13 protein-coding genes, 1 other RNA gene and 1 pseudogene are annotated in these 18,352 nt (G+C 71.1%); 13 read left to right on the top strand and 2 right to left on the bottom strand.

The window, feature by feature from the left end:
- The 3 genes and pseudogenes from ACFCZF_RS39200 to ACFCZF_RS39210 all read left to right on the top strand — a co-directional run.
- Window positions 1-188: pseudogene (locus ACFCZF_RS39200) on the top strand (serine/threonine protein kinase); the annotation flags it as partial.
- Between the two features lie 87 nt (window positions 189-275).
- Entirely contained in the window at window positions 276-1,382 is a 1,107-nt protein-coding gene (gene prfB, locus ACFCZF_RS39205; RefSeq protein WP_376675732.1) for a peptide chain release factor 2, read from the top strand.
- 322 nt (window positions 1,383-1,704) lie between these two features.
- Complete coding sequence (locus ACFCZF_RS39210) at window positions 1,705-2,634, top strand: hypothetical protein (RefSeq protein ID WP_376675733.1); 930 nt, start codon at window positions 1,705-1,707, stop codon at window positions 2,632-2,634.
- 126 nt (window positions 2,635-2,760) lie between these two features.
- Here the strand turns inward: ACFCZF_RS39210 and ACFCZF_RS39215 are convergent, their stop codons facing one another.
- A complete protein-coding gene (locus tag ACFCZF_RS39215; protein ID WP_375911832.1) occupies window positions 2,761-2,952 on the bottom strand; it encodes a hypothetical protein in 192 nt (63 codons plus the stop codon).
- 215 nt (window positions 2,953-3,167) lie between these two features.
- Between ACFCZF_RS39215 and ftsE the strand changes: the two genes are divergently transcribed.
- From ftsE to ssrA, 5 genes are all read left to right on the top strand, one after another.
- The gene (gene ftsE / locus ACFCZF_RS39220; protein WP_053131878.1) at window positions 3,168-3,857 is read left to right on the top strand and encodes a cell division ATP-binding protein FtsE; all 690 of its coding nucleotides are present in this window, start codon (window positions 3,168-3,170) and stop codon (window positions 3,855-3,857) included.
- Between the two features lie 29 nt (window positions 3,858-3,886).
- Complete coding sequence (gene ftsX, locus ACFCZF_RS39225) at window positions 3,887-4,804, top strand: permease-like cell division protein FtsX (protein WP_375911836.1); 918 nt, start codon at window positions 3,887-3,889, stop codon at window positions 4,802-4,804.
- 68 nt (window positions 4,805-4,872) lie between these two features.
- Window positions 4,873-6,060 (top strand): S41 family peptidase, encoded by a 1,188-nt coding sequence (locus ACFCZF_RS39230; protein WP_376675734.1) that lies wholly within the window; start codon window positions 4,873-4,875, stop codon window positions 6,058-6,060.
- 46 nt (window positions 6,061-6,106) lie between these two features.
- Window positions 6,107-6,586 carry an SsrA-binding protein SmpB gene (gene smpB, locus ACFCZF_RS39235; protein WP_073723717.1) on the top strand — a complete coding sequence of 160 codons (480 nt, stop codon included), beginning with the start codon at window positions 6,107-6,109 and terminating at the stop codon, window positions 6,584-6,586.
- Between the two features lie 122 nt (window positions 6,587-6,708).
- Window positions 6,709-7,108: a transfer-messenger RNA gene (gene ssrA, locus ACFCZF_RS39240) on the top strand.
- 64 nt (window positions 7,109-7,172) lie between these two features.
- Here ssrA and ACFCZF_RS39245 read toward each other — a convergent pair.
- Window positions 7,173-8,510, bottom strand: coding sequence for an MFS transporter (locus ACFCZF_RS39245; protein WP_376675735.1), 1,338 nt, complete (start codon window positions 8,508-8,510; stop codon window positions 7,173-7,175).
- Between the two features lie 83 nt (window positions 8,511-8,593).
- Between ACFCZF_RS39245 and ACFCZF_RS39250 the strand changes: the two genes are divergently transcribed.
- The 5 genes from ACFCZF_RS39250 (at window position 8,594) to ACFCZF_RS39270 (ending at window position 18,161) form a co-directional block, all read left to right on the top strand.
- Window positions 8,594-9,565, top strand: a complete 972-nt coding sequence (locus ACFCZF_RS39250; protein WP_376675736.1) for a LysR family transcriptional regulator — start codon at window positions 8,594-8,596, stop codon at window positions 9,563-9,565.
- 157 nt (window positions 9,566-9,722) lie between these two features.
- A complete protein-coding gene (locus tag ACFCZF_RS39255; protein WP_376675737.1) occupies window positions 9,723-11,288 on the top strand; it encodes a hypothetical protein in 1,566 nt (521 codons plus the stop codon).
- On the top strand, window positions 11,288-13,486 hold the full coding sequence (locus ACFCZF_RS39260; protein ID WP_376675738.1) for a polysaccharide deacetylase family protein: 2,199 nt from the start codon (window positions 11,288-11,290) through the stop codon (window positions 13,484-13,486). Before ACFCZF_RS39255 ends, ACFCZF_RS39260 begins: the two co-directional genes overlap by 1 nt.
- On the top strand, window positions 13,483-14,883 hold the full coding sequence (locus ACFCZF_RS39265; protein ID WP_376675739.1) for an acyltransferase: 1,401 nt from the start codon (window positions 13,483-13,485) through the stop codon (window positions 14,881-14,883). Before ACFCZF_RS39260 ends, ACFCZF_RS39265 begins: the two co-directional genes overlap by 4 nt.
- A gap of 287 nt (window positions 14,884-15,170) precedes the next feature.
- On the top strand, window positions 15,171-18,161 hold the full coding sequence (locus ACFCZF_RS39270) for a BTAD domain-containing putative transcriptional regulator (RefSeq protein ID WP_376675740.1): 2,991 nt from the start codon (window positions 15,171-15,173) through the stop codon (window positions 18,159-18,161).
- The last annotated feature ends 191 nt before the right edge of the window (window positions 18,162-18,352 follow it).

The raw sequence follows: 18,352 nt of genomic DNA on the forward strand, positions 1-18,352 counted from the left end.
CGTCCGGCGCCCCGCGCCCCGGCTCGGCCCGCAACCGCGCCACCGCGCGGCGGCGCCGGCTGGCGCTGGGCGCGGGCGCGGTCGCCCTGGTGGCGGCGGTCGGCGTCGGTACGTGGCTGGCCACGGGCGGTGACGAGGGCGGCGCGGGGCCCCAGGACACGCGGAACTCGGCACCGGCCTCTCCGTGAGGCTCTCCGCCGGGCCGGTCGCGCCGTGGCCGTCGCCACCGTGACGGCCCGGCGAATACCGGTGGACGGAGCCGTTACGCTGGATGCGTGGCAGTCGTCGATGTATCCGAAGAGCTGAAGTCCCTCTCCTCGACCATGGAGTCGATCGAGGCCGTCCTGGACCTCGACAGGCTGAGGGCAGACATCGCCGTGCTCGAGGAGCAGGCGGCCGCGCCGTCCCTCTGGGACGACCCGGAAGCGGCACAGAAGATCACCAGCAAGCTCTCCCACCTCCAGGCCGAGGTGCGGAAGGCCGAGGCCCTGCGCGGCCGGATCGACGATCTCGGCGTGCTCTTCGAGATGGCCGAGGAGGAGGACGACCCGGACACCCGCGCGGAGGCCGAGTCCGAGCTCACGGCCGTCAAGAAGGCGCTGGACGAGATGGAGGTCCGCACGCTGCTCTCGGGTGAGTACGACTCCCGTGAGGCGCTCGTCAACATCCGCGCCGAGGCCGGTGGCGTGGACGCCGCCGACTTCGCCGAGAAGCTTCAGCGCATGTACCTGCGCTGGGCCGAGCAGCGCGGCTACAAGACCGAGATCTACGAGACGTCGTACGCGGAGGAGGCCGGCATCAAGTCGACCACCTTCGCGGTGCAGTCGCCGTACGCCTACGGCACGCTCTCCGTCGAGCAGGGCACGCACCGCCTGGTGCGCATCTCGCCCTTCGACAACCAGGGGCGCCGCCAGACCTCCTTCGCGGGTGTCGAGATCCTCCCCGTGGTCGAGCAGACCGACCACATCGAGATCGACGAGTCCGAGCTGCGGGTGGACGTGTACCGCTCGTCCGGTCCCGGCGGCCAGGGCGTCAACACCACCGACTCCGCGGTGCGGCTCACCCACCTCCCCACCGGCATCGTGGTCTCCTGCCAGAACGAGCGCTCCCAGATCCAGAACAAGGCCACCGCGATGAACGTCCTCCAGGCCAAGCTCCTGGAGCGGCGCCGCCAGGAGGAGCAGGCCAAGATGGACGCCCTCAAGGGCGACGGCGGCAACTCCTGGGGCAACCAGATGCGTTCGTACGTGCTGCACCCGTACCAGATGGTCAAGGACCTGCGCACCGAGCACGAAGTGGGCAACCCCGAGGCCGTGTTCAACGGCGAGATCGACGGTTTCCTGGAGGCCGGCATTCGCTGGCGCAAGCAGCAGGAGAAGTAGCGCTAAGCGGTGACGCCGCTTTGTCGACAAGGCAACTGCCGCCCTTTCGGCGGCGGTTGCCTTTTCTCTGGCCCCTTCTCCGCCGGTGATGTCTGGGTTTTACATCACACTCACACCCTTTGTGTCCGGCATACGTCCCTTACCTGGACATCGCGTACGCAACGGCCTTGACGTTGCTTTGAACATTCGTAAGGGTGAGGCGCGGCATGCGTATTTCTGGGGCGCATGTGAACCGGGGGACTTCAGTACGCAGCTACCTCCCGTTGATCACGGCCCCGAGTGCGGCCTCACCGACTATTCGGCTACTGGGGGTAGCAACTACATGACGAAGAAGACGCGCATCCGTGTCGCGCGCATAGCGGCCGGCGCAGTGATCGCGGCCGGCGCCTCCCTGACCGCCGCGGGTGCCGCTTCGGCGCTCGACATCGGCGTGGGCGTGGGTGTCGGCGACGCCAACGTCGGCGTCGGCGTCGGCGTCAACGGCGATGACGACACCACGGGCGGTACCGAGGGTGGCACCGAGGGTACGACCGATGGCAACACCAGCGTCGGCCTGATCGAGGGCACGACCGAAGGCACCTCGGCGGGCACCGACGGCGGGACCACCGACGGTGGCACCGACGGCGGCCTGATCAACGGTGGGACCACCGACGGCGGCACCACCGACGGTGGCACGACGGACGGCGGGACCACCGACGGTGGCACGACGGACGGTGGCACGACCGACGGCGGCACCACTGACGGCGGCACCGACGGTGGTACGACCGACGGCGGCACGACGGACGGCGGCACCACCGACGGTGGTACGACGGACGGTGGCACCGACGGTGGTACGAGCGACGGCGGCACCACTGACGGTGGCACGACCGACGGCGGCACCGGCAACAACGGCGGCACCGGCAACAACGGCGGCACCGGTGGCGACGGCGGCTCGGACACCACGGGCGGCAACACCGGCGGTAACGGTGGCAGCACCGGCGGCGACGGCGGAACCGGTGGCGGCGACAACACCACCCCCGACGGCGGCAGCAACGACAACGTCACCCAGGACGAGGGTTCCTCGGCCCTGACCGACACCGGCGAAGAGGCCCAGGCCTCCGACACCGCCGCCCAGGGCAGCGGTGACGAGCTCGCCGAGACCGGCGCCGCGGAGACCACGTTCCTGCTGGTCGGCGCCGCCACGATGATCGCCGGTGGCATCGGCTTCCGCCTGCTGCCGCGCATGATGAACGGCCGCGGCGCGGCTGCCTGACGGTAGCCGTACGCGTACGCACCGCGTACGCGCCCCGCACGCACGCGAAGGGGCCCGGAGCGCACATCGCGCTCCGGGCCCCTTCTGTGACCGTGTACGGGGGCCCGCAGGGCCCTCCGCGGGGTGTCAGGCGGTCTGGTGGGCCAGCAGGGCCACCGCCGCGATCAGCACCGCCAGCAGTGCGATCAGCGTCATCGGATTCAGCCCCGCGAAGAAGTTCCCCTGCTGCAGTCGCTCGCGGTTCGCCCGGCACACCGGGCACCGGCCCTCACTCACGGGCGCCGCGCAGTTCGCGCACACCAACCGGTCGTACGTCATGCGCTCACCCTCCTTGCCGCCGGCTCCGTCAGGACAACGCCCGCACCGACGCGAACGTTCCCCCTTCCACTGTGCCAGGTTCCGGGGGACCCCGCGCGCCCTCCCTCCAGGGACAAAACGCGCAACTGATACACAACCCCGACCGGTGACTGCGGTCGGCTCCCCGGTTCGCGTATGGTCACGCACATCTACCCCCGGCGACCCGTGGTGCATTCGTGATCCGATTCGACAACGTCTCCAAGGTCTACCCCAAACAGAACCACCCAGCCCTCAGGGATGTCTCCCTGGAGGTCGAGAAGGGCGAGTTCGTCTTCCTCGTGGGGTCCTCCGGTTCGGGCAAGTCCACCTTCCTGCGGCTGGTCCTCCGCGAGGAGCGGTGCAGCCACGGACAGGTGCACGTTCTGGGCAAGGACCTCGCCCGCCTGTCCAACTGGAAGGTGCCGCAGATGCGGCGCCAGCTGGGGACGGTGTTCCAGGACTTCCGCCTGCTGCCGAACAAGACGGTCGGCGAGAACGTCGCCTTCGCCCAGGAGGTCATCGGCAAGTCCCGCGGCGAGATCCGCAAGTCCGTGCCGCAGGTGCTCGACCTCGTCGGGCTCGGCGGCAAGGAGGACCGCAGGCCCGGTGAGCTGTCCGGCGGTGAGCAGCAGCGCGTCGCCATCGCGCGCGCGTTCGTCAACCGGCCCAAGCTGCTGATCGCCGACGAACCCACCGGCAACCTCGACCCGCAGACCTCCGTCGGCATCATGAAGCTGCTCGACCGCATCAACCGGACGGGCACCACCGTGATCATGGCCACCCACGACCAGAACATCGTGGACCAGATGCGCAAGCGCGTCATCGAGCTGGAGAAGGGCCGCCTCGTCCGCGACCAGGCACGCGGCGTCTACGGCTACCAGCACTGACGAGGAACGGAAAGGCTTAACGAGACGCCATGCGCGCCCAGTTCGTGCTCTCGGAGATCGGTGTCGGTCTTCGCCGCAATCTGACGATGACCTTCGCCGTCATCGTCTCCGTCGCCCTGTCCCTGGCCCTGTTCGGCGGTTCGCTGCTGATGAGCGACCAGGTCAACACCATGAAGGGCTACTGGTACGACAAGGTCAACGTCACCGTCTACCTCTGCAACAAGAGCGACGCGAAGTCCGATCCCGCCTGTGCCAAGGGCGCGGTGACCGACGACCAGAAGAAGCAGATCCTCGCCGACCTCGAAGAGCTGTCGGTCGTGGACAAGGTGACGTACGAGTCGCAGGACGAGGCGTACAAGCACTACAAGGACCAGTTCGGCGACTCGCCGCTGGCCAGCTCGCTCACGCCGGACCAGATGCAGGAGTCGTACCGGATCAAGCTGAAGGACCCGGAGAAGTACCAGGTCATCGCGACCGCCTTCGACGGCCGGGACGGCGTGCAGTCCGTCGCGGACCAGCGCGCGACCCTGGACAACCTCTTCGAGCTCCTCAACGGCATGAACTGGGCGGCACGCGCGGTGATGGCGCTCATGCTGGTCGTCGCGCTGATGCTGATCGTCAACACGGTGCGCGTCTCGGCGTTCAGCCGGCGGCGCGAGACCGGCATCATGCGACTGGTCGGCGCCTCGGGCTTCTACATCCAGGCGCCGTTCATCATGGAGGCGGCGGTCGCCGGGCTCATCGGCGGCGCGGTCGCCTGCGGCTTCCTGGTGACCGCGCGGTACTTCATCATCGACCACGGGCTCGCCCTGGCCGACAAGCTGGCCCTGATCGACTTCATCGGCTGGGACGCCCTGCTGACGAAGCTTCCGCTCATCCTGGCCACCAGCCTGCTGATGCCCGCGTTGGCCGCGTTCTTCGCGCTGCGCAAGTACCTGAAGGTGTGACACATACCAAGAGGGCCGAACGGTCAAGCGACCGTGCGGCCCTCTCGCGTTGTCCTAGACTCACCGGCATGTCAGGTCGTGACCTGTTCTGTCAGCCCCGTCGCGTACGCCACGGCGCCGCCCTGACCTTGGTGTTCGCGAGCGTGCTCGTCGCCGGAGCGGCCACCGGCTCGTTCCCCGAGGGCGACCGGAAGCCGGCGTCCGACACGACGCCGGTGGCCGGTCAGCAGGGCCGGCCCGCTCAACACGCCGACGTCGCGCGGGCGGCCGCCGAGGCGATGGCCGACGGCAAGTCCCCCGAGGAGGCCGCCGAGCGCGCCGTCAGCCGCAGCGGGGACCGCTGGGGCGCCGTCTACTCCCGGGGCGAGTACGAGGAGTTGGAGGACGCCCTCGACGGCCGCTACACCGGCGTCGGGCTCTCCGCGCGCCGCGAGCGCGACGGCCGCATCGAGGTCACCGAGGTGCGCTCCGGCTCGCCCGCCGCCGGTGCCGGGATCCGCGAGGGCGACCGGCTGCGCAGCGTCGACGGCGAGCGGGTCGACGGGCGCCCCGTCACGGAGGTCGTCTCCATACTGCGCGGCGACACCGAGCAGGAGGCCGCCGGTACCGCCGTCCGGCTCGGCCTGGAACGCGGCACGCGCGCGTGGACCGAGACCGTACGCCGGGCCAGGCTCTCCACGGACCCGGTGACCGTGCGCACGCTCGCGGGCGGCGTCACGGTCGTCAAGGTCCTCTCCTTCACCAAGGGCGTCGGCGATCAGGTGCGCGGTGCCGTGGAGCGGCTGCCGTCCGGCGCCGGGGTCGTCCTCGACCTGCGCGGCAACTCCGGCGGCCTGGTCACCGAGGCCGTCACCGCCGCCTCCGCCTTCCTCGACGGCGGCCTGGTCGCCACGTACGACGTCGACGGCGACCAGCGGGCCCTGCACGCCGAATCCGGCGGCGACACCGCCAGACCCCTGGTCGCGCTCGTCGACGGCGGCACGATGAGCGCGGCCGAACTGCTGACCGGAGCCCTTCAGGACCGCGGACGGGCGGTCGTCCTGGGCTCGCGCACCTTCGGCAAGGGTTCGGTGCAGATGCCGAGCCGGCTGCCCGGCGGCTCGGTGGCCGAGCTGACCGTCGGGCACTACCGCACTCCCTCGGGCCGCGGCGTCGACGGCACGGGCATCACGCCCGACCTGGAGGTCGACCCGACGGACCCGGCCGCCCTGGAACGGGCCCGTACGGTACTGAGCGGCCTGGGACCGACCGCGTAATCGGCTTTCCGCGGACCCCCTCCGTAGTGCGAAAATGGGCGGCACTATGGCTAAGGAAAAAGGGCGCAAGCTGATCGCGCAGAACAAGAAGGCGCGGCACGACTACCAGATCCTCGACACCTACGAGGCCGGTCTTGTCCTGTCCGGGACCGAGGTGAAGTCGCTGCGCCAGGGACGGGCGTCGCTGGCCGACGGCTTCGTGCAGCTGGACGGACACGAGGCGTGGCTGCACAACGTGCACGTGCCCGAGTACAGCCAGGGCACCTGGACCAACCACAGTGCCCGCCGCAAGCGGAAGCTGCTGCTGCACCGCGTGGAGATCGACAAGCTGGAGGCGAAGTCTCAGGAGACCGGTCACACGATCGTTCCGCTGGCGCTGTACTTCAAGGACGGCCGGGCGAAGGTCGAGATCGCGCTGGCGCGCGGCAAGAAGGAGTACGACAAGCGCCAGACCCTCCGGGAGAAGCAGGACCGCCGCGAGGCGGAGCGGACGATCTCGGCGATCCGGCGCAAGCAGCGGGCCTGACCCCCCGGGGAATAGGCTGGCACGTGCGTGCGTTGGTCACGTAGGATGGCATCTGCACCCCACAGCGGGTGCGCGCCCCTCCTCGGAGGGATTGAACTGTTGTAAATTAAACACAGCAACATGGGGATGATCGGTTTCGACAGCGGATGTCGAAGCAGGGGAAGCGTGTCGAGGAAGCGGCCATGATCTCGTAAACCACAGGCCGAAAAAAATAATCGCCAACACCAAGCGCGATTCCTCCCAGCAGGCCTTCGCCCTCGCTGCCTGACCTCAGGTAGCGAAGCGAGCCTCCTACTAAGGGAGTGTCAGCCCGGGGCTGTTCCCGACCCGGATCCTGGCATCAGCTAGGGGACTAAACCTTGATCCCGGTCACGGGGTGAAGAGGGAAACCAAACAGTGACTGAGCCCGTCGGAGACTTGTCCGCGTGATCTCCGGGGCTGAGAAAATCGAAGCGGACTGCACACGGAGAAGCCCTGGTTCCGCACCGTTGGACGCGGGTTCGATTCCCGCCATCTCCACAGTTCCCATGTGGGCGAAGGCCCCGCCGCACCAGCGCGGCGGGGCCTTCGTCATGTCCCGCGGCCGTCATGTCCGCGGCCGCCCCGCCGCGCCCCGAGCCGGTGCCAGGGCCAGCAGCAGGGCCACCGCGGCCGCCGTGACCGGTACGCCGTAGGCGGCCGTGGGGGAGGCGTGTTCCACCGTCCAGCCGCCCGCCGCGCTGCCGCAGGCGATGCCGCCGAGCAGGCCGGTCACCGCAAGGGTCATGCCCTCGTTCAGGCGGCCCTCCGGGGTGCGCTGCTGGACCAGCGTCATGGTGGTGACCATCGTCGGGGCGGTGGCCATCCCGGCGACCAGCAGCGTCAGCGCCAGCAGCGGCAGCGAGCCGGTGAGGGACGCCGCGAGCAGCGGCAGCGTCAGCAGGGCCGTCATCGCCGCGACACACCACGGCAGACGGTGCTCGGCCGGACCGGCCGGCTTCATCGCGCCGTACAGCAGACCCGCCGCGCAGGAACCGGCCGCCTGCAGCGCGAGGACCACCCCGGCCGCCGCACGATGCCCCTGTGCGTCCGCGAACGCGATCGTGACGACCTCCATGGCCCCGAACACCCCGCCCATCGCCAGGCACACCACCAGCAGCGGCGGGATCCCCGGGACGCGGAAGGGGGCCTTCGCCGTCGGGCTCGGCCGGGCCGGCGGTTCGGTCGAGCGCTGGGCGGTGAACAGCAGCATGCCGCTCACCAGCAGCACCACGCCGACCAGCGTGCCCGCCTCCGGGAACAACGCCGTGCACAGGAAGGCCGCGAGGACCGGCCCGAGCATGAAGCACAGCTCGTCAGCGGCCTGCTCGAAGGAGTTCGCGGTGTGCAGGGCGTCGGCGGCGCCCGTGCTGCCCGTGCCACCCTTGTCGGCTTCGTGGCCCTTCAGCAGGTGGGCCCAGCGGGCGCGGGCCATGCCGCCGGTGTTGGGCGTCGTGGCGGTGGCGGCGTACGCGGCGAACAGCGTCCAGGCGGGCGCGTCGTACCGGACGCACAGCAGCAGCGCGAGCGAGCCCAGGGCCGCGATCAGGGTGGCGGGCAGCGCCACCCGGGCCTGGCCGTGCCGGTCCACCAGCCGCGCCGTCCACGGGGCGACCAGCGCCGTCGCTGCCAGCCCCGTCGCGGTGACGGCGCCGGCGAGGGCGTACGAACCACGGGTGCCGGCGATCATCACGACCGCGCTCACGCTGAACATGCCCATGGGCAGCCGCGCCATGAGATTCCCGATCGTGAACGCTCGGGCGCCGGGTATGGCGAGGAGGCGCCGGTACGGGCCGGGCGGCCGACGCCGGGTGCGCGGGCCGAAGTCGGCGGCGACCAGGGTGTCGGCGGTGACGGCGAGGAAGGGGGTCCGGGAGGACGGGCGTTCGTAGGTCGGTTGCGGCATGCACTTACCGTCGCCCGGGGGTGACCAAGGGGTCCAACACCTTCTCCGTTCCCATTCACGCACTCCCGTTGTAAATTCGCCGGATGCCCGCACCCGTTCACCTCGACCCCCGCCTCCTGCGCGCCTTCGTCACCGTCGCCGAGGACCTGCACTTCACCCGGGCCGCCGCCCGCCTGTACGTCGCCCAGCAGGCGCTCAGCAGGGACGTACGACGCCTGGAGCGGGAACTGGGCGCCGAGTTGTTCGTCCGGACCACCCGGCACGTGACCCTGACGGCCGACGGCGAGCGGCTGCTGCCGTACGCCCGTCGCGTCCTCCAGGCCCAGGACGACCTCCTGGCCGCCTTCGGACAGGCCCGCCCGCTGCTGGTCGACCTCAACTCCCCGGGACTGGTCACCGGTCGCCTGGTCCTGGAGCGTGCCCGCGGGCTCGCGCCCGGGGAGGAGTTGATGGCGCGTTACGAGAGCGGGCTGACCTACGCCGCCGCCGAGCTGCTCGCGGGCCGCCTCGACGTCTCCTTCGGCCGGTTCGCGGGCCTCTCCCCGGCGCTGCGGGCCGGTCTCGGCCACCAACCCGTCCGCTACGAGCCCATGGCCCTGGTCCTGCCCGAGGACCACCCGCTGGCCGGGCTGCCCCGGGTGCCGCTCGCCGCGCTTGTCGGCGAGACCGTGTACGCCGGGGCCGGCAACGCGCGGACATCGGAGTGGACCGACCTCGCGCACCGCCTGTTCGAGGGGCGCGGCATCGAAGTGGCCGCACCCGCGCCGCTGGCCGTCGGGGAGGAGGAATTCCAGCGGATCATGGACAAGACGCGCAATCCGATCCTCGCCGTGGTGAGCTTTCCGGCCATGGCGTCGACCGTGGTGCGCCCGCTCGTCGATCCCGTGCCGCTGTCGCCGGTGTCACTTGTCTGGCGAAAGGGGCTGGCGCACCCCGCGTTCGACGCGCTGCGCCGGGCGGCTGCCCAGGTCGCGGCCGAGGAGGGCTGGCTCCGCAGGCCCGCCGGAGGCTGGATTCCGGCCGCCGACGCCGCTGTGATGTCCGTCCACAACTGACACGCGGCAACCACACATCCTCCGCGTGCGCTACATTCGTGGCCTGAGCACGGTGTGGTACAGGGGGCGCTCGAACCTGGTGGGGGCCGGTTCGGCCGACGGGTGCTCGGAGTCGTACGCGCACCCGGAACTGTCCCTCGGGGGGAAGTGCGTGCGCGTGAAGAAATGGCAAAAAGACGCCCAACCGGAGTGGCCCCAGGCCGCGTCCGGGATGCGTGATCTCCCGGAGGCGAGACAGGATGCGGACGCCACCGAGGTGTTCCCGGCGACCCGGGCCTTCCCGGTGACCGGGGAGTCCCCGACGGCCGGGGAGTTCCCGACGGCCGGAGCGCCGTCCGCCCAGCCCACCCGGTCCGCCCGGGCCGACGGGTTCGGCGGGTTCGCCGGGCCCGGCGGGCCCGGCGCGGGGTGGTTCGGGGGCTCCGGCTCTGCGGGCGCCGCCGCCGGGGCGGAGGTGCCGCGCAACGCCGCACAGCCGTCGTCGGATGCCGACGAGACGGAGATCCTCGGTTCCCGAATAGGGAGGAACCGAATAGGCGGAAGCCCCGTGGGTGGGAGCCCGGTGGGCGCAGACCGTACGGACCGGGGCCGGGTCGGTGATCCGTTCGGCCAGGGGCGGATAACCTGGGGCGGGACCAACCAGGCCGGGGCGAAACCGAACGAGGAAACCCCGGCCCCGACCAGGACGAGCCCGACCAGGCCGACCCCGGCCGGTAAGGGCCCCGAGGGCACGGCGACGACCGGCACCGCCCAGACCGGCACCGCCCAGACCGGCACCGGCCCGGACGCCGACAGGACGGACATCCTCCCCGCGGCCCCCGTGGCCCCGGCGGCGACCCCGACCCGCGTCTTCCCCATGACCGCGCCCGGCCCCGCCACCGCCGCCCTTCGCGACCCCTGGCAGGACACCCCGGGCGCCGATGCCGACGCGAACACCGGCGATCACACCCACGACCCGCACGAGGTGACGGTCCAGCTCGACGCCGTCCAGCTCGGTGACGGCGTGATCCGCCGGGCCGACAGCGGGCACCGTAAGAGCCGCCCGGAACGCGAGTCCGACGGACCGGTGTTCGTCGACGCGTCCGGACGCCGCAGCCGCCTCTACCGCCGGCTCGGTATCGCCGTCGGCGTCGCCTGCGCGGTCTACGCCGTCGTCATCGTCTCCACGCTGCTGTCCGGCAACTCCAACGCACCCTGGCTGCCCGTGGAGGGCCAGCAGGAGGGCAAGCCGGCCGGCCAGGTCGACACCACCCCGCTGCCCTCGCAGTCGGCGCGGCCCTCCGGCACCGGCAGCGCCGCTCCGCAGGTCAGCCCCTCCGTCGGCACCGGCGTGACCACGGCGCCGGGTGCCGACGCCCCCGCGCCCGGTGCCTCGGACACCGCGCGGCAGCCCGGCACCAGCGCCGACCCCGAGCCCTCGGAGACCGGGGCCGGCACGCAGCCGGGCGGCGGCGGCGCGACCGACCCGGACCCGACGCAGTCGACGCAGGCTCCGCCGCCCGCCACCACGGACCCGTCGACCCCGGCCGGCGGCGGCGACCCCACGGTCGATCCGACCGCGCCCACCGTCGACCCCACCACGGGCACCGACCCGGGCGGCGACACGGCCGCCAACGGCGCGAGCGATCCCCTCTCCGCCGCCGGGCCCGTCGACGAGCCCGTCGTCGCCGGCCCGGACACCACCCTCACGTCCCCTTCCCTGTCCCCGGAGAACACCCTCTGATGGCATCCCGCACCCGCCGTCACGGGGCCGCGCGCAGCGCCCGTGAAGGCGCCCGGCGCCGCCGCCTGCCCCTGCGTCTGCTGCTTCCGCTGCTCGTCCTGGTCGCCCTGGCGGCCATGCTCATGCTGCGCGGATACGTGCACAGCGAGATCCTCGCCGACCACCGCGTCCAGCCGCCCGCCGCCACCGACCAGGTCCCGGAGAAGATCCTGGAGGGCGGCCCGGTCATCGACGCCCGCGGCGGCCGCACCGAGAGCCTGAGCGTGCCCGACCACCACCTGGTCCTCACGTTCGACGACGGCCCGGACCCGACCTGGACGCCGCGGGTGCTGGACGTGCTGAAGAAGCACGACGCGCACGCCGTCTTCTTCGTCACCGGCACCATGGCCTCCCGTTACCCCGACCTCGTCAAGCGCATGGTCGACGAGGGCCACGAGGTCGGCCTGCACACCTTCAACCACCCCGACCTCTCCTTCCAGTCCAAGAAGCGCATCGACTGGGAGCTGTCGCAGAACCAGCTGGCGATCACCGGCGCGGCGGGCATCCGCACCTCGCTCTTCCGCCCGCCGTACTCCTCCTTCTCCGACGCCATGGACAACAAGTCCTGGCCGGTCACCGAGTACATCGGCAGCCGCGGCTACATCACCGTCGTCAACAACACCGACAGCGAGGACTGGAAGCGGCCCGGCGTCGACGAGATCATCCGCCGCGCCACGCCCAAGGGCGGCGAGGGCGCCATCGTCCTGATGCACGACTCGGGCGGCGACCGCAGCCAGACCGTCGCGGCGCTGGACAGGTTCCTGCCCGACCTGCAGAAGAAGGGCTACGAGTTCGACAACCTCACCGAGGCCCTCGACGCGCCCAGCGCGATGAGCCCGGTGACCGGCGCCGAACTGTGGAAGGGCAAGGCCTGGGTCTTCCTCGTCCAGGCCTCGGAGAAGATCACCGACGGCCTGGTGGTGGGCCTGGCGATCATCGGAACCCTGGTCATCAGCCGCTTCGTGCTGATGCTGCTCCTCTCCGGCGTCCACGCCCGCCGGGTCCGCCGCAAGGGCTTCCGCTGGGGCCCGCCGGTGACCGAACCGGTGACGGTGCTGGTGCCGGCGTACAACGAGGCCAAGTGCATCGAGAACACCGTCCTCTCCCTGATGGCCAGTGACCATCCCGTCGAGGTCATCGTCGTCGACGACGGCTCCAGCGATGGCACGGCCCGGATCGTCGAGGCGATGGGCCTGCCCAACGTCCGGGTGATCCGCCAGCTCAACGCGGGCAAGCCGGCGGCGCTGAACCGCGGTCTGGCGAACGCCCGTTACGACATCGTCGTCATGATGGACGGCGACACCGTCTTCGAGCCGTCCACCGTCCGCGAACTCGTCCAGCCCTTCGGCGACCCGAAGGTGGGCGCCGTGGCGGGCAACGCGAAGGTCGGCAACAAGGACAGCCTCATCGGCGCCTGGCAGCACATCGAGTACGTGATGGGCTTCAACCTGGACCGCCGGATGTACGACATCCTCGGCTGCATGCCGACCATCCCCGGCGCGGTGGGCGCCTTCCGGCGCTCGGCGCTGGCACCGATCGGCGGCATGAGCGACGACACGCTCGCCGAGGACACCGACGTCACCATGGCGCTGCACCGCGCCGGCTGGCGCGTGGTCTACGCCGAGAACGCCCGCGCCTGGACCGAGGCCCCCGAGACCGTCCAGCAGCTGTGGTCCCAGCGCTACCGCTGGTCCTACGGCACCATGCAGGCCATCTGGAAGCACCGCCGCGCGGTGATCGAGAAGGGCCCCTCGGGCCGCTTCGGCCGCGTGGGCCTGCCCTTCGTCTCCCTGTTCATGGTCCTGGCCCCGCTGCTGGCCCCGCTGATCGACGTCTTCCTGCTCTACGGCATCGTCTTCGGCCCGACCCAGAAGACGATCGTGGCGTGGCTGGGCGTCCTGGCCATCCAGGCGGTCTGCGCGGCGTACGCCTTCCGTCTCGACCGCGAACGCATGACCCACCTGATCTCGCTGCCGCTCCAGCAGATCCTCTACCGCCAGCTCATGTACGTAGTGCTGCTCCAGTCCTGGATCACCGCGCTCACCGGCGGCCGCCTGCGCTGGCAGAAGCTCCGGCGCACCGGCGTGGTCGGGGCGCCCGGCGGCTCGGTGCCGCGCCAGGCTTCGCGGGGCAGCGATGATCGGAGGCCCGTGGCATGACCCACGGATACACGACCGGTACGGGTACGAACCCGGAGCCGGCCGGCCCGTACGGAACGTCGTACGCGGGGGACCCGAACGGGGCCGACCCGTACGCGGGCCACCCGACCGGGGCGGACCCGTACGGGACCGCGGGGATGCCGTACGCCGTCCCGCAGCAGCGCACGACGGAGCCCGCACCCGAGCCCGTCACCGAGCCCGCACCCGAGCACGCTCCCGCCCCGGCCGCCAAGAAGCCGGGCCGCGACCGGTACCTGGACCTGCTGCGCTCCATCGCCCTGGTCCGCGTCGTGGTGTACCACCTGTTCGGCTGGGCCTGGCTGTCGGTGGTGTTCCCGTCGATGGGCGTGATGTTCGCGCTGGCGGGTTCGCTGATGGCGCGTTCGCTGAAGCGTCCGGCGATGGGCGTGATCCGCGGACGCGTGCGCCGCCTCCTGCCGCCGATGTGGGCGTTCGCCGCGGTCGTGCTCGCGATGATGTTCATGAACGGCTGGAACCCGACGGACGACCCGAACCGCGGGGGCACGTGGGGCCTGGTCGAGCTGTTCAACTACATCGTGCCGATCGGCGCACCGCCCTACCCCTGGCACATCGGCTCCAAGTCCGGCCTGCTGGAGGACACCTGGGCGGTGCAGGCCGCGGGGCCGCTGTGGTACCTGCGCGCCTACCTGTGGTTCGTCATCGCCTCCCCGCTGCTGCTCTGGCTGTTCCGCAAGGCCCCCTGGCCGACGCTGCTCGCGCCGCTCGGCCTGACGGCGATCGTCGGCACGGGCGTGGTGACCATTCCCGGGGAGACGGGCAACGCGGTCACCGACTTCGCGGTCTACGGCGGCTGCTGGGTCCTGGGCTTCGCCCACCACGAGGGCCTGCTGAAGCAGATCCCGCGGTACGTCTCCGTCTCCTGCGCGTCCCTGATCATGGCCTTCGGCCTGTGGTGGGCCTCGAACCACCTGGGCCCCGACGGCTGGGACCTCAACGACATCCCGCTGGCCCAGGCCACCTGGTCGTTCGGGTTCGTCGTGATCCTGCTCCAGTACTCCCCGTCCTGGCGGGAACTCCCGGGCCGGCTGGCCAAGTGGGACAAACTGGTGACCCTCTCCAACAACCGCGCGGTCACCATCTACCTGTGGCACAACCTGCTGATCATGGCGACGGTCCCGATCATCGACCTCGCCTACCAACTGCCCTTCATGCAGAGCGAGCGCGCGGTCGGTGCCCTCGACAGCGCGTACACGATCTGGATGTTCGCCCTCGTCTGGCCGCTCATCGGCCTGATGGTCCTCGCGGTGGGCTGGGTCGAGGACCTGGCGGCGAAGCGGAAACCGAGGCTGTGGCCGAACGGCACGAAGCGCTCCGTGGGCCGACGGGGCGGCCCCGGCGCGGCGCACCGGGGCTGACGGGGCGAACAATTGGCGAAGCCGGGAGTCCAGGAATTGGCAGGGGGACTCCCGGCCGCCCTCGGCCGCCCTCGGAAGAGCTGAGCGGTACTCAGCTTTATTCCCGCAGCGTTCGGAAGAGACGTCTTTGCGTGAACTCTGTTTCCGTTACTGCCGGTTAGCGCTCTTCTACCGGACAGTAGCTTCCTCCTCCGTCGTATCGTGTTCCTGGGGGCAATCCGTCGAATTCCGATGGTGACAGGGATACTGCTCCTACCTGTCCGAGATCTACGGGGATCAAGGGGAGCATGGAGAAACGGCTGGAGTTCCGAATCCTGGGGCCACCGGAAGTACGCGTCGGAGATGTCCAGGTGCCGCTGGGCGGACCACGGCACCGCACGATTCTCACCCTCCTGCTCCTCAGCCCCGGCCGGGTCGTCCCGGTCGACGCGCTGATCGACTCGGTGTGGAACGAGCACCCGCCCGCCACGGCGCGCACCCAGGTCTCCATCTGCATCGCGGCCCTGCGCAAGGCGTTCAAGAACGCGGGCTGTGCCGAGGAGGTCATCGTCACGGTCCACCCCGGGTACCTCCTTCGGCTGGGCCACCACACCCTGGACACGTCCGAGTTCACCGAGCTGATCACCATGGCCGAGACGGCGGTGCGCGAGGAACGGCTGCCCGAGGCGTCCCGCGCCTACGCGGACGCGCTGCGGCTGTGGCGCGGGCGCCCGCTGGCCGGCGTCGACGGCCCGCGCGTGGAGGACGAGGCGCAGCGGCTGGAGGAACTACGCCTCAACGCCTTCGAGGACGCCACCGCCGTACGCCTGCAACTGGGCGACCACCAGCGTGTGCTGCCCGACCTCGCGGCGATGGTCCGGCGCCACCCGCTGCGCGAACGCGCCCGCCACCAGCTGATCACCGCGCAGTACCGTTCCGGCCGGCGGGCCGAGGCGCTGGAGAGCTTCCAGGAGGGCCGACGGGCGCTGTTGGAGGAACTGGGCATCGAGCCCGGCCCCGCCCTGACCGAACTGCGCGACGCCATCCTGCAGGACGAACAGTCGCTGTCGGTGCCCGACCCCGAGGACGACCAGGTACCCGGACCGAGCCCGGTCGGCGACCCGCTGGAGCTCCCGCCCGGCGTGCCGAGGCTGGCCGGCCGCAAGGAGGAACTGGCCCTGCTGGGCGAGCTGCTCGACACCCACGGTGCCCCCCGCGGCCCGGCCACCGGACTGATCACCGGCGTCGCCGGGGTCGGCAAGACGGGACTCGCGATCCACTGGGCGCACAGCGTCGCGGACCGCTTCCCCGACGGCCAGCTCTTCGCCGACCTCCACGGCTACGACGAGCAGTTGGAGCCGACCACCGCCGACGAGGTACTCAGCCGCTTCCTGCGGTCCCTGTCCGTGCCCGCGGGACGGATACCCGCCGAGCCGGAGGAGCGGGCCGCGCTCTACCGGAGCCTGCTCGCCGACCGCCGGGTACTCGTCGTACTGGACAACGTGCGCAGTTACGCCCAGGTGCGCCCGTTGCTGCCGAGCGGCGACGGCTGCTGTGTGCTGGTCACGGGGCGCGAGCAGTTGTCAGAGCTGGTGGCCTGGCCGCCGCGCGCCTGGGTGCGGCTCGGGCCGCTCTCCACCTACGAGGCGGTCGAGCTGCTGAGCGGCATCGTCGGCGAGGAACGCGTCACCGCCGAACCGGTCGCCGCCGCCACCCTCGCCGAGCTGTGCGACCTGCTGCCGCTGGCACTGCGCATCGCAGGGGCCCGGCTCGCCTCGAAGCCGCACTGGACCGTGGAGCATCTGGTGCGCCGGCTCAGCGACGAGCGGCTGCGGCTGGACGAACTGAGCCAGGGCGAGTCGCAGGTACGGGCCAGCTTCGCGCTGACCTACCGGGGTCTGGCCGAACAGACCGCGCGGCTCTACCGAAGACTCGGCCTGCTGGACGTGCCGGACTTCTCCTCCTGGGTGGCCGCCGCCCTGCTCGACACCGACCTCTACACCGGGGAACGGCTCATCGAGGAGCTGGTCGACGCGCAGTTCCTCGACGTGATCGGCCAGGACCTGTCCGGGCACACGCGCTACCGGTTCCAGAACCTGCTGCGGCTGTTCGCGAGGGAGAGTGCGCAGGAGGAGAGCGCCGAGGAGCGACGGGCCGTCCTGGACAGGGTGTTCCGCACGTACCTCTTCCTCGCGGCCGAGGCCCACCGCCGTTCCTTCGGCGGGGACTTCAGCATCATCCACGGCACCGCGGTCCCGCACCGGCTGCCGCCGGAGCTGACCGACCTCCTGCTGGCCCGACCGCTGGACTGGCTGGAGGCCGAGCGGCTCTCGCTGAGCGCGGTCGTCGCCCGGGCGGCCGACGCCGGCATGGACGAGTTCGCCTGGGACCTCACCCTCTGCCTCCTGGTGCTCTTCGAGACCCGCAACTACCTCGACGACTGGCGCGAGTGCGCGGAGCGCTCCCTGGCCGCGGCCCGTGCCGCGGGCAACGCCCGCGGCGAGGCGGCGATGCTGCACGCTCTCGGCGCGCTGGAAATGCGCCAGCGGGACTTCACCACGGCGTACGGCCTGTTCACCCGGGCACGGGACCTGCACGGACGGGCGGGAGAGGAACACGGCGGGGCCCTGGTGCTGCGGAACATGGCGATGATCGACGAGATGCGCGGCGAACTGGACACCGCGATGCGGTACAGCACCGCGGCGCTGGAGGTCTTCCGCGCGGTCGGCGACCGCTCCTCGGAGGCCCACGCGCTGAACAACATGGCGCAGATCTGCCTGGACCGGGACGACATCGACGAGGCGCTGCGGCTGAGCGAGGAGTCGGTACGGGTCTCCGCCGAGATCGGCGAGGGCGGCGCCCGCAGCCTGGCGCTGGGCACCCACCGGCTGGCCCGGGTGCACCTGGCCCGCCGGGAGTACGACTTCGCCGAGGAGGCCCTGCTCCGGGTCATCCACATCGTGCGGAACCGGCTGGACATGCTGGGGCTGGCCCATGGGCTGCTGGCGCTCGGTGAGGCCCGGATGGGCGCCGGACGGTGGGAGCAGGCGCGGGTCACGCTGCGGCAGGCGCTGGAGACGGCGGCCCTGGTGGACAGCGCGCTCGTCGAGGGACGCATCAAACTCGCGCTCGGCACGACCGGTCTGCAATGCGGCGATTTCCAGGAGGCTCGGCGCAATTTCCTCGGAGCATTGGCCAATTTCGAACGCATCGGTGTGGAGGCGTGGATACGGAGGGCCCGGGCCGCGCTCGCCGAACTGCCCGAGGGGAATCGGCCGACGGGAAAACAGGGAGGGTAATCCGTTCGATAATGAGGGGAAAACCGAGTGCGTTAGCGTGTGCTCCAGGATTTCGAACATCACTGTCGGTACATGGGGGAAAATGATGGACGTCCGCGTCACTCACCGGCACGCCGCTTCGGCCAACGGCTCCGACGACGAGAGCTGGCACTGAGCCCACGGCAGCGGCCCCGCCCGAGCAGTGCTCGGGC

Source organism: Streptomyces sp. NPDC056296, from assembly GCF_042268605.1.
In the GTDB taxonomy this organism is placed as follows: Bacteria; Actinomycetota; Actinomycetes; order Streptomycetales; family Streptomycetaceae; genus Streptomyces.

What these genes read in the sequence shown, in the direction of transcription:
- ACFCZF_RS39210 (WP_376675733.1), top strand. Translation starts at nt 1,705, where the DNA reads ATGACGAAGAAGACGCGCATCCGTGTCGCGCGCATAGCGGCCGGCGCA.
- ACFCZF_RS39215 (WP_375911832.1), bottom strand. Translation starts at nt 2,952, where the DNA reads ATGACGTACGACCGGTTGGTGTGCGCGAACTGCGCGGCGCCCGTGAGT.
- ftsX (WP_375911836.1), top strand. Translation starts at nt 3,887, where the DNA reads ATGCGCGCCCAGTTCGTGCTCTCGGAGATCGGTGTCGGTCTTCGCCGC.
- ACFCZF_RS39230 (WP_376675734.1), top strand. Translation starts at nt 4,873, where the DNA reads ATGTCAGGTCGTGACCTGTTCTGTCAGCCCCGTCGCGTACGCCACGGC.
- smpB (WP_073723717.1), top strand. Translation starts at nt 6,107, where the DNA reads ATGGCTAAGGAAAAAGGGCGCAAGCTGATCGCGCAGAACAAGAAGGCG.
- ACFCZF_RS39245 (WP_376675735.1), bottom strand. Translation starts at nt 8,510, where the DNA reads ATGCCGCAACCGACCTACGAACGCCCGTCCTCCCGGACCCCCTTCCTC.
- ACFCZF_RS39250 (WP_376675736.1), top strand. Translation starts at nt 8,594, where the DNA reads ATGCCCGCACCCGTTCACCTCGACCCCCGCCTCCTGCGCGCCTTCGTC.
- ACFCZF_RS39260 (WP_376675738.1), top strand. Translation starts at nt 11,288, where the DNA reads ATGGCATCCCGCACCCGCCGTCACGGGGCCGCGCGCAGCGCCCGTGAA.
- ACFCZF_RS39265 (WP_376675739.1), top strand. Translation starts at nt 13,483, where the DNA reads ATGACCCACGGATACACGACCGGTACGGGTACGAACCCGGAGCCGGCC.
- ACFCZF_RS39270 (WP_376675740.1), top strand. Translation starts at nt 15,171, where the DNA reads ATGGAGAAACGGCTGGAGTTCCGAATCCTGGGGCCACCGGAAGTACGC.